Genomic DNA, 10905 nt, shown 5'->3' with positions numbered 1-10905 from the left:
AACACCGTTGGGGGGCTTTCGTCGTACCCGGGCATTGTTGATCCGCTGCTACCAGGGGAATCGCGGCCCGCCTCGCGCGGACCGGCACGGAGAGGTGCAGGCGGCGGACCCTTTCGAAACGGACGAACCGGACGTAGTCTGGGGCCGTGCATGCAGAGAGGGATCGATGCTCTCGGTTCGCCTGATCGGTCAGCCCCGGCTCGTGCGTGACGGCCTGACGCTTCAGGGCCCGCGCGGCGCGAAGTGCTGGGCGCTTCTCGCCCGCATCGTGCGGTCGCCCGACCTGATCTCACGGCAGCAGCTCGTCAACGAGCTCTTCTCCGAGGCGGACGACCCGATGGCCGCGCTGCGGTGGTCGCTGGCAGAGCTGCGCCGTCGCCTCGGCATGCCCGAGGCGCTGCTGGGCAACCCCATCGTGGCGGGGCTGGAGGACGGCACCGAGCTCGACGTGGAGTTGGTCGCCGGGGGCAACCTGCCGACCCCCGTCCCTCGCGGGGAGTTCCTCGAGGGCATCGACGTGCAGGCCTCGCCGGCCTTCGACACCTGGCTGCTCGTCGAGCGCCAGCGGGTGGCCGGCGACGTCATCGGAGCGCTGCGCAAGGAGGCGTTGCGCGCGATGTCGGCGCACGACCACCCGCGTGCCCTCACCTTGGCGTCCGCGATGGTGGATACCGCCCCGCTCGAGGAGGGGCCGCACGTGCTGCTCGTCAAGGCCTTCATCGCGGCGGGCGACCGGATCTCCGCGCACCGGCACGTGGCCGCGACCGAGGCGGCCTTCATGCGCGAGCTCGGAGCCCCGCCGAGCCCGGCGTTGAGCGCCGCCGCGCGCCCGCCCGTCACGCCCAACACCGCGGGCGTGTCCTCGATCGCCACCGCCGAGTCCCTGCTCACCGCGGGCAGGGCCGCGGTGGGCGCCGGCGCGGCCGGGAGCGGGATCGCCACGCTGCGTGGCGCCGTCGCCGCCGCGGAAGGCGCCGGCGACTCGCTGCTGAGCGCGACGTGCCTCTTCGAGCTCGGCAGCGCGCTCGTGCACGCCGCGCGGGGCTACGACGACGAGGGGGCGATCGTGCTCGATGCCGCCCGCGAGGCGGCCACCTCCGCGGGCGAGCAGGAGATCGCCGCGAAGGCCCTCGCGGAGCTCGCGTACGTCGATGTGCTCGCGGCGCGCCGCGAGTGCGCCGTCGAGGGGCTGTCCCTTGCGTGGGAGGTCGCGAACCCGTACCCGCGTGTGCGGGCCGCCGTGGCCGCCTACGACGCCGTCCACCTGGCCGACTGGGGGCGGCTGGACGCGTCCCTGGAGCGCTTCGACGAGGCGATCGACCTCTGCCGCGAGACCGGCAGCGTCAAGAGGGGCATCTGGGCGATGTCCCACGCCGCGCGAGCGGCCTATCTGTCGGGCTGGCTCGCGGCCGCGGAGAGGTGGGCCAAGGAGGCCCAGCGTCAGGCGCAGAGCGAGGGGTGGACCGCCATCCGGCCGTGGCCCGAGGCATGGCACGCGCACGTGCGGCTCGCCAAGGGTGAGGCGCCTGCGGCGGTGCGGGCGGACATCGAGTCCTCGTACGCGCTCGCGCGACAGCTCGAGGACCCCTGCTGGGAGGGCGTGACCGCCAAGGTGATGGGCCTCACCTTCGTCGCCGAGGGCGACACCGCGGCCGCGATGCCGTGGCTCGAGCACGCCGGGACCGCATGCCGGCGCATCAACGACTCCTACAAGTGGCTCGAGGCGGAGGTCCAGGTGACCGACGCGGAGGTCGCCCTCAAGGTAGGAGACGGCGAGCGGGCCCGCGCGCATGCCGAGCTGGCCCTGCAGGTGGCCGCGCGCGGCGACATGCCGCTGCTCCTCGCCCGTGCCGAGACCGTTCTCGACGCGCTCCGCGGCAAGGTTCCGCAGCCCGCCTAGCGACGAGCGCAACCCCGGTCGTGCCGGCATCGCTCCTGCTAGAGCGGTGACTTCTCAGGAACTTTGCGAATGTGTGCTGCGTCACACGGCCCTTCACACGCGCCGCGCGCACTCTGGCATCGACACCGAACGAACGCAGAGAGAGGAGGGTGTCATGTCCATCCAGATCACCGCAGCAGACCTCGGGCCCACGCTTGCCGAGGAGGGCACCGCGGCGCACCGCGAGGAGATGGAGCGCCTCGCCGACGCCGTCCGCGGGTTCGCGCCCGGCGCGGCCGCTGCGCTCGTCGACTGGGCCGGCACCGAGATCTCGCGCCTGCGGGCGTGGGCCGTCGCCCGGTCCGCCCTCATGGAGCGCATCGCCGACGCGCAGGCCCAGGCACAGGCCGCCGCCACCGGGCGAGGCGCCTTCCGCCTCATCGCATAGCCGGTCACACGGCGCACACGTCAACCGTTCTTCAGGAAGAGGATCAGCAATGTCCGCACACACCGTCCGTCCGTTCGGCGGCGAAGGGGTCGTCGCCCCCGCGCCGAGCGACCTCGTCGGCCGTGCACGCGACTCCCTGCGAGCCGTGTCCGACCGCTTCGCCGCTGCGAACGCCCGCCGCCGCGAGCGTTCCCGCTACCGTCACGAGACCGCGCTCCCGCCCGCCGACGTGGTGATGCGCAACCTCGGCGACTCGTTCAGCCTGCCGCTGCACGCTCGACTGCTCTGAGCATGCGCCGGCGCGACATCCAGGGAGAGGGATCATGACCATCGCCGCAGAGCGCCCGTACCGACAGGGCCTGCTCACCGACCTGCCGCACCTGCACCGCAGGACAGGCGCAGGACGGCACCGGGGCATGGCAGCGGAGGAGCGCAGGCACGCTCGCCAGGAGCACCACCACGAGATGGTCGTGCTCCATGAGCGGGAGCTCCAGCACGACCCGAGGGACTGGCGGGCACGCCACACCCTCGATTCGGGCGGCATCAGGCCGTTCATCATCGCCTGAGTCGTGGGGGAGGGGACGGACCTCGCCGGGAGGCGACATCCGGTCCACCCGTTCGACTCGGGCACGACGCGCGAGGCACGATCTCGCCGAGAGGCGACGTCACGCCCGTCCGTCGCGAGCGTCGACCCGGCGGGGACGATGCGGCACCCCGGAGCCGCATCGTCCCCGCCTTCGCATGCCCCGGGTGGCATTGAGTGACGAAATCGGCTAGCGTGCTCGCGTTGCAGCCGCGGCAAGGTCGCCGTGGCACGCATCCGACGCGTCCTCAAGTCCCCTCCGCGCATGCGTCGGCGCGGCAAGAAGCAGTACAGGAGTCCCCCCATGAAAGCTCTGCGCCTGCACGGTCCCCGCGAGGCCGTCGTCGAGGAGATCGCCGAGCCCGAGGTCCGCCCCGGCACCGTGAAGATCGAGGTCGAGCACGCCGGCATCTGCGGCAGCGACCTCGCCCTCTTCGAGCAGTTCATGTTCCCGCACGAGTTCGTCCACCCGCTGTTCGGCTGCTCCGGCCCGCACGTGCTCGGCCACGAGTTCGGCGGCCGCGTCGTCGAGCTCGGGGAGGGCGTCGACGGCCCGGCCGTCGGCACCCTCGTCGCCGTCCGCGCGAACCGCTGGTGCGGCGAGTGCGAGGCCTGCCAGGCGGGAGCGGGCAACCGCTGCGTCGCCTGGGGCTTCACCGGCATCAACGGCGGTGGCGGCGGGTTCAGCTCGCACGTGGTGCTCGACGCCGACCAGGTCTTCGCGTTCCCCGAGGAGCTCGGCTCGCAGGTCGCCGCCATGGTCGAGTCGACCGCGGTCGCGTGGCACGCCACCAAGCGTGTCGGCGACGTCGCCGGCAGGCACGCGCTGGTCGTCGGCGCGGGCCCCGTGGGCCTCGCGGTCGTCATGTCGCTCAAGGCGCGCGGCGCCGAGACGATCGTGGTCTCCGAGCCCGGCGAGGCGCGCCGCGGGCTCGCCGAGCAGCTCGGCGCCACCGCCGTCGACCCGCGCGAGACGGACCCGGTCGCGCTCATCAAGGAGCTCACGGGCGGCGTGGGCGCCGACGTGTCCTTCGACGCCTCCGGCGTGGGCCGCATCACCTTCGAGACCGCGGTCGGCGGCCTCCGCACCGGCGGCACCGCGGTGTACGTCGCGGTGGCGCACGGCGAGTTCCCCGTCGACGTCAACGCGTTCGTGATGTCCGAGAAGTCGTTCACGGGCTCGTTCGGCTACACCGACGAGGACTATGCCGAGACCATCGAGGCGATGCGCTCCGGCGCGATCGACCCGCGTCCGCTCATCAGCTCGGTGATCGAGCTCGACGACATCGTCGAGGGCGGCATCAAGCACCTCCTGGGCGAGGGCCGCAACACCGAGATGAAGATGCTCGTCGCGCCGTAGGGCCGCACGCGGCACGGGACGATGCGGCGGTCGCGCGACCGCCGCATCGTCCCCTGCTCGTCCATGGCAGGCCGGGCGCGGTGAGGCGCCTCTGCCGCGTCGTCCCCGTGGTGTGCCACAATGGCCCCGATGCGTACCGCGATCATCATTCTGTAGCGCGTCGGGCCACCCCCGACGCGCAGCCTCCCGCACCCCTGGGAGGCTTTTTTGTTGGGGACGCGGACCACGCCGGAACTCGAGGAGCTGACCACCATGACGGATCTCACGGTCGAGATCTACGACACCACCCTGCGCGACGGCGCGCAGCAGGAGGGCATGAACCTGTCCGTCGCGGACAAGATGGCGATCGCCCCGCTGCTCGACGAGCTCGGCGTGGGCGTGATCGAGGGCGGCTGGCCGGGCGCGGTGCCCAAGGACACCGAGTTCTTCGGGCTGGTCGCCAAGGAGCTGTCCTTCAGGAACGCGCAGTTCGCGGCCTTCGGCATGACGCGACGCGCCGGGACCTCGGCGGCCTCGGACCCGCAGGTGCGGGCGCTGCTCGACTCCGAGGCGCCCATCATCACGCTGGTCGCGAAGTCTGACATCCGTCACGCCGAGCGGGCGCTGCGCGTCTCGGGCGACGAGAACCTCGCGATGATCGAGGAGACCGTCGCGTTCCTCGTGGGCGAGGGCCGCCGCGTGGTCCTCGACGCCGAGCACTTCTTCGACGGCTACCGCTTCGACCCCGAGTACTCGCTCCGGGCGCTGCTCGCCGGCGAGGCGGGCGGCGCATCGTCCCTCGTGCTGTGCGACACGAACGGCGGCATGCTGCCCGACGACGTCACCCGCATCGTCACCGAGGTGGGCGCGCGGACCTCCGCGCAGCTGGGCATGCACGCGCACAACGACTCGGGCTGCGCGGTCGCGAACTCGATGGCCGCGGTGGCCGCCGGCGCGACCCACGTGCAGGGCTGCGTGAACGGCTACGGCGAGCGCACCGGCAACGCCGACCTCGTCGCGGTCGCGGCGAACCTCGAGATCAAGCGTGGCGTGCGCGCGCTCAAGGGCGACGGGCTGCGCGAGTCGACCCGCATCGCGCACACCATCTCCGAGATCACCAACATCGCGCCGTTCGCGCGCCAGCCGTACGTGGGCGCGTCGGCCTTCGCGCACAAGGCGGGCCTGCACGCGTCTGCGATCAAGGTCGACCCCGACCTCTACCAGCACACCCAGCCCGAGCACGTGGGCAACGACATGCGCATGCTCGTGTCCGAGATGGCCGGACGCGCGTCGATCGAGCTCAAGGGCAAGGAGCTGGGCTTCGACCTCACCGGTCGGCCCGAGCTGCTCGGCCGCGTCACCGACCGGGTCAAGCACGCCGAGGCGCAGGGCTACACCTTCGACGCCGCCGACGCGTCCTTCGAGCTGTTGCTGCGGTGGGAGCTGGGCGAGGCGCCCAAGTACTGGGACACCGAGACGTGGCGCGTGCGCGTCTCCTCCGCGCCGGGCAACCCGCGCGACGCGGACGCCGAGGCCGTCATCAAGCTGCGCGCGGGCGGCGGCCAGCGCTTCGTCACGGTCGGCGAGGGGAACGGCCCGGTCAACGCGCTCGACCACGCGCTGCGCAGCGCCCTGGCGGGGGCGTACCCCGAGATCGAGCGCTTCGACCTCACCGACTTCAAGGTCCGCATCATGGACGCCGCGCACGGCACGGACGCGATCACCCGCGTGCTCATCACGACCGTCGACACCGAGACGGGCACGCAGTGGCGCACCGTCGGCGTGGGCCCCAACGTGATCGAGGCGTCGTGGGAGGCGCTGACCGACTCGCTGTTCTACGGCCTGCTGAAGGCGGGCGTCGCGCCCCACCCGTAGGCCGCGCATCGTCCCGCCGTCAGGGGCACCCGTCCGCACGGGGGAGAATTGACCCCATGCATGGCGAGTACAAGGTTCCTGGCGGCAAGCTCGTGGTCGCGGACGTCGAGCTCGACTCCGCGGGCGGCACGATCGACCGGGTGGTGATCTCGGGCGACTTCTTCCTCGAGCCCGCCGAGGCGATCCTCGACATCACGCGCGCGTTGTCCGGCCTGTCCGCGACCGCGACCGTGTCGCAGATGGCGGCGGCGGTGGCGCGGGTGTCGGAGGGCGCGCAGTTCATCGGCTTCACGCCGGAGGCGGTCGCGATCGCGGTGCGCCGCGCGCTCGGCCACGCGACCAGCTGGCACGACCACACCTTCGACGTCATCCACGACGTGCCGCGCGAGCCGTACCTGCAGATGTCGCTCGACGAGGTGCTGTCCGAGGAGGTCGCCGCCGGCCGCCGCGGCCCGACGCTGCGCGTGTGGGAGTGGGCGAGCAACGCCGTGGTGATCGGCTCCTTCCAGTCGTGGCGCAACGAGATCGACGACGAGGGCGCCGCGAAGCACGACATGACCGTGGTGCGGCGCGTCTCCGGCGGCGGCGCGATGTTCATCCAGCCCGGCAACACCATCACCTACTCGCTGCACGTGCCGACGTCGCTGGTCGAGGGGTTGAGCTTCGAGCAGTCGTACGCGTTCCTCGACGACTGGGTTCTGGGTGCGCTGCGGTCGCTGGGGATCGAGGCCACCTACGTGCCGATCAACGACATCGCCTCGCCCGCCGGCAAGATCGCGGGCGCCGCGCAGAAGCGGTACGTCTCGGGCGCGGTGCTCCACCACGTCACCATGGCGTACGACATCGACGCCGACGCGATGCTCGAGGTGCTCCGCATCGGCCGCGAGAAGCTGTCCGACAAGGGCACCAAGAGCGCGAACAAGCGCGTCGACCCGCTGCGCAGCCAGACCGGGATGGAGCGGGCGGACGTCATCACGGCATTCCTCGACCACTTCCGGTCGCGCTACGCGACGCGGCCGGGCGGGGTGACGGAGGCGGAGGTGGCCGAGGCGGAGGCCCGCGTCGGGTCGAAGTTCGCGACCGAGGAGTGGCTCAACCTGGTGCCGTAGCGCGTCGCACCGTCAGAGGTGCACGCCGAAGAACGAGCCGATCCCGTACGTGATCGCCATCGCGAGCGATCCGCCCACGACGTTGCGCACGATCGCCCGCGTCCGCGGGGCGTGGCCCAGCCGCGCGGAGACCGTGCCCGAGATCGCCAGCGCGACGATCACCACGGCGAACGTGAGCGGGGCCTTGAGGTCGTGCGGCGCGAGCACCGCGGCCAGCAGCGGGAAGATGCCGCCGAGCGTGAACGCGCCGAGCGACGCGAACGCCGCGTGCCACGGGTTGACGAGCTCCTCGGGGTCGATGCCGAGGTGCGCGCGCGCATGCGCGGCGAGCGGGTCGTGGGCGGTCTGCTCGATCGCCGCCTGACGGGCCGTCGCCTCGGACATGCCGGTCTCCATGTGCAGCAGCGTCAGCTGCTCGAGCTCCCACTCGGGCCGGTGGTCGTGCCACTGCCGCTCGCGCTCGAGCTGCGCCGCCTCGGCGTCGCGCTGGCTGGAGACGGAGACGTACTCGCCCACGCCCATCGACAGCGCGCCCGCGGCGATGCCCGCGACGGCGGTGGTGAGGATGATGCTCGCGTTGTCGGTGGCCGCGACCACGCCCACGAGGAGCGCCGCGATCGACACGATGCCGTCGTTCGCGCCCAGCACGCCGGCCCGGAGCGCGTTGAGCCGTCCGGAGACGGCCTCCTCGTCCGGGAACGATGCGGTGGGGTGGGTTTCCGACTGGGTCACCTGTCAAGCGTAGGAACATCGGTGCTGGTCTCGCCAGCAAGCGAAACCTTCCCTAACTTTTCGGGCGGGCCGTGCGGGGGCGCCCGGCCCGCCCGTCGCTAGTCCTCGCGCAGCTCGCGCACCTCGACGGGGAGGCGGAGCGCGCGGCTCGCCCGCTCGGCCCACACGATCGCGTCGCCCATGTTCGTCGCGTCGATGACCCAGAAGCCGCCCTGCTGCTCGTGCCCGTCGAGGTAGGTGCCGGGAGTGGTCTCGGCGCCCTCCGCGTCGGCGGCGACCACGCGCGCCTCGGTCGCGGGGGCGAAGCCGCCGGCCGTCACCCACGCGCCGTTGTCGCGCATCTCCTCGTTGAGCGTCTCGACCTCCGCCATGATCTGGGGGAGGTCGTCGGGGACGGGGCCGGCCGTGTCGTAGTACATCGCGAGGTGGTAGTGGGGCATGGACCCTCCTTGTGCACGCCCCCCTCGGCGGCACTCTGCCTGGCGTCCCCGCCAGTCTCACACCGCGGACGCCGGCGCGCGAGCCGGCACGCCACCCGGCGCGCAGGCGGCCGATCAGGCGTACGAGCGCTCGCCCATCACCGCCGTGCCGATCCGCACCATGGTCGCGCCCTCGGCGATCGCCCACTCGAGGTCCTGGGACATGCCCATCGACAGCTCCCACGCGGATCCGAGGCCCACCGAACCGCGCTCGGAGCGGATGAGCGCCTGGTCGCGGATCTCGCGCAGCCGCGCGTAGCCCTCGCGCACCGCGGCCTCGTCGGGCGAGTTCAGCCCGATCGTCATGAAGCCGGTGACCGTGAGCGCGGGCAGCGCCTGCACCGCGGACGCGATCGCGAGGGCCTCGTCGGGGTGGACCCCCGCCTTGGACTCCTCGCCGGACACGTTGACCTGGATCATGACGTCGAGCTCGCGCTCGGCCTCCAGGCACAGGCGCGACAGGCGCTCGGCGAGGCGCGCGTGGTCGACGGTCTGGACGCACTCGGCGAAGCGCACGGCCGTGGCCGCCTTGTTGCGCTGCAGCTGACCGATCACGTGCACGCGCGCCCCGGCCGCGGCGAGCGCCTCGCCCTTCTCATCGAGCTCCTGCATGCGGGACTCTCCCACGAGCGTGCCGCCCGCGCGCACCACCGCGGCCGCCGCATCGGCGTCCCAGGTCTTGGTCGCGACGAGGACGCGAACCCCGGATCCGGCGCGTCCGGCGGCGGCCTCGGCGATGTGGACGCGCGCCTTGACCTCCTCGAGCGCGGCGGCGTAGTCCCAGCCGGTGGGGGTGGGGGAGAGGTCCATCAGGACTCCTTCGCGATCGGTGCCGCGACCGCACGGGTCACGGCGAGGAGGTCGGCGGGGGCGAGCCCGATGTCGAGGCCCCGTCGGCCCCCCGAGACGTACACGGTGTCCCACAGCTCGACGGTCTCGTCGACGGCCGTGGGCAGGGCCTTGCGCTGGCCGAGGGGCGAGATGCCGCCCACGACGTAGCCGGTGGCGCGCTCGGCATCCGCGGGTGGCGCCATCTCGGCCTTCTTGCCGCCGAGCGCGTGCGCGAGCGCCTTGAGGTCGAGCATCCCCGACACGGGCACGATGCCCACGGACAGGCGTCCGTCGACGTACGCGCACAGCGTCTTGAACACCTGGTCCGCGTCGACGCCGAGGGCCGCCGCGGCCTCGAGACCGTAGCTGAGGTCGGAGGCGGGATCGTGCTCGTACGGGTGCAGGGTGTGCGGCACGCCCGCCTCGATGAGGGCGTGGACGGCGGGCGTGGAGCCGCCGGCGGCGTGCTTGCGGGACATGGCTTCATTGTGGCCGATGCGGCGGGTGGCGCTCCCGATGGCCCGCGCCCGGGTACGGTTTCCGGGTGACCGAGACCCTGACCGATGTGCACATGTGGACCGACGGCGCCTGCAAGGGCAACCCCGGGCTGGGAGGCTGGGGCGTCTGGATGAAGGCCGGCGGCCATGAGCGCGAGCTCTTCGGCGGCGAGAAGGTCACCACCAACAACCGCATGGAGCTCACCGCGGTCATCGAGGGTCTCAAGGCGCTCAACCGGCCGTGCAAGGTCACGCTCCACGTCGACTCGCAGTACGTGAAGAACGGCGCCCAGTCCTGGATGAAGGGCTGGAAGCGCAACGGCTGGAAGACCGCGGACAAGAAGCCGGTGAAGAACGTCGAGCTGTGGCAGGCGCTGGACGAGCAGCTCGGCCGCCACGACATCACGTGGGTGTGGGTCAAGGGCCACGCGGGGGACCCCGGCAACGAGAAGGCCGACGAGCTCGCCAACCGCGGGGTCGATGCGGCCCGGTAGCGCGACGGGGGCGCCGGGCTACGCGCCGGCGTTGAGATCCGGGCGCGGCGCTACGTCGACCACCACGTACAGGTCCGCGTTCGATGCCGCGAAGCTCGGCTCGGGGGTGCTCAAGCCGCGGTAGCGCGGGCTGCCGCGGTTGATCGTGACGTCGGCGTAGGTGTCATCGGACCAGCCCTTGAGCACCATCGAGTCCGCGCTCGTGCAGCACTCCTCGCCCAGGTCGTACTCCGGGAAGGTCGCGAGGTAGTGCTCGGCGATCGCGTCGAGGTCCGCCGAGGTCGCGTACACGGCGACCACGCCGGCGTTGCGTGCGGTGATGCTGCTGTCGCTGCCGAGGTCCTCGGCGTACGCGACGAGCGTCCCCTCGGGCGGGACGGTCGTGACGATGTCGAGGGCCGCGAGGCGCGCGACCGCCTCCTCCGCGCCGGCAGGCGTGCCGGAGCATCCCGCCACCACAGTCGCGCAGAGCACCGCCATGACCGCCGCCGCGACCCGTTCCCGCATACGTCCCCCCCGGGTTCTCGCTCGCCTCGAGAGCGGTGCCTCTGCCAGGGCATTCGTACACCCTGGGGCCGCGGAACGCGAGGCCCGCGCGGCCGACGCGCCGCTCTGGCAGGGACGATGGTCCCTTTCCGA

The 10905-nt window shown here is 72.4% G+C and carries 13 protein-coding genes; 8 read left to right on the top strand and 5 right to left on the bottom strand.

The genetic code is table 11. The features are described 5' to 3' along the window. The first annotated feature begins 166 nt into the window (after positions 1-166). The 7 genes from QQX09_RS13145 to lplAB all read left to right on the top strand — a co-directional run bounded on the left by QQX09_RS13145 (position 167) and on the right by lplAB (position 7233). On the top strand, positions 167-1900 hold the full coding sequence (locus QQX09_RS13145) for an AfsR/SARP family transcriptional regulator (protein ID WP_301135541.1): 1734 nt from the start codon (positions 167-169) through the stop codon (positions 1898-1900). Positions 1901-2054: 154 nt separating this feature from the next. Next, positions 2055-2327, top strand: a complete 273-nt coding sequence (locus QQX09_RS13140) for a hypothetical protein (protein ID WP_301135538.1) — start codon at positions 2055-2057, stop codon at positions 2325-2327. 49 nt (positions 2328-2376) lie between these two features. Beyond that, complete coding sequence (locus QQX09_RS13135) at positions 2377-2616, top strand: hypothetical protein (protein WP_301135535.1); 240 nt, start codon at positions 2377-2379, stop codon at positions 2614-2616. Between the two features lie 34 nt (positions 2617-2650). Further along, positions 2651-2893 (top strand): hypothetical protein, encoded by a 243-nt coding sequence (locus QQX09_RS13130; protein WP_301135532.1) that lies wholly within the window; start codon positions 2651-2653, stop codon positions 2891-2893. Between the two features lie 321 nt (positions 2894-3214). Beyond that, positions 3215-4270, top strand: coding sequence for a zinc-binding dehydrogenase (locus QQX09_RS13125; protein WP_301135531.1), 1056 nt, complete (start codon positions 3215-3217; stop codon positions 4268-4270). A gap of 252 nt (positions 4271-4522) precedes the next feature. Continuing rightward, a complete protein-coding gene (cimA, locus tag QQX09_RS13120) occupies positions 4523-6124 on the top strand; it encodes a citramalate synthase (RefSeq protein ID WP_301135529.1) in 1602 nt (533 codons plus the stop codon). A 56-nt stretch (positions 6125-6180) separates the two neighbouring features. Then, positions 6181-7233: a lipoate-protein ligase LplAB gene (lplAB, locus tag QQX09_RS13115; RefSeq protein ID WP_301135527.1), complete on the top strand. Its 1053-nt coding sequence runs from the start codon at positions 6181-6183 to the stop codon at positions 7231-7233. Positions 7234-7245: 12 nt separating this feature from the next. On the opposite strand, the gene QQX09_RS13110 is transcribed toward lplAB, so the two are convergent. The 4 genes from QQX09_RS13110 to ybaK all read right to left on the bottom strand — a co-directional run bounded on the left by QQX09_RS13110 (position 7246) and on the right by ybaK (position 9754). Then, positions 7246-7965: a VIT1/CCC1 transporter family protein gene (locus QQX09_RS13110; RefSeq protein ID WP_301135524.1), complete on the bottom strand. Its 720-nt coding sequence runs from the start codon at positions 7963-7965 to the stop codon at positions 7246-7248. A 98-nt stretch (positions 7966-8063) separates the two neighbouring features. Then, a complete protein-coding gene (locus QQX09_RS13105; protein ID WP_301135521.1) occupies positions 8064-8405 on the bottom strand; it encodes a YciI family protein in 342 nt (113 codons plus the stop codon). Positions 8406-8519: 114 nt separating this feature from the next. Continuing rightward, positions 8520-9254 carry a YggS family pyridoxal phosphate-dependent enzyme gene (locus QQX09_RS13100; RefSeq protein WP_301135518.1) on the bottom strand — a complete coding sequence of 245 codons (735 nt, stop codon included), beginning with the start codon at positions 9252-9254 and terminating at the stop codon, positions 8520-8522. Next, the gene (ybaK, locus tag QQX09_RS13095) at positions 9254-9754 is read right to left on the bottom strand and encodes a Cys-tRNA(Pro) deacylase (protein WP_301135516.1); all 501 of its coding nucleotides are present in this window, start codon (positions 9752-9754) and stop codon (positions 9254-9256) included. The genes QQX09_RS13100 and ybaK overlap by 1 nt, the downstream gene beginning before the upstream one ends. Before the next feature lie 65 nt (positions 9755-9819). Between ybaK and rnhA the strand changes: the two genes are divergently transcribed. Continuing rightward, entirely contained in the window at positions 9820-10266 is a 447-nt protein-coding gene (gene rnhA / locus QQX09_RS13090) for a ribonuclease HI (RefSeq protein ID WP_436969074.1), read from the top strand. A gap of 18 nt (positions 10267-10284) precedes the next feature. Here the strand turns inward: rnhA and QQX09_RS13085 are convergent, their stop codons facing one another. Beyond that, a complete protein-coding gene (locus QQX09_RS13085; RefSeq protein ID WP_301135514.1) occupies positions 10285-10773 on the bottom strand; it encodes a hypothetical protein in 489 nt (162 codons plus the stop codon). Positions 10774-10905: the final 132 nt, after the last annotated feature.

It is taken from the genome of Demequina litoralis, from assembly GCF_030418455.1.
Lineage (GTDB): Bacteria > Actinomycetota > Actinomycetes > Actinomycetales > Demequinaceae > Demequina > Demequina litoralis.
Note: the sequence above shows the minus strand (reverse complement) of the source record. Positions and strands in the feature narration are given on the sequence as shown.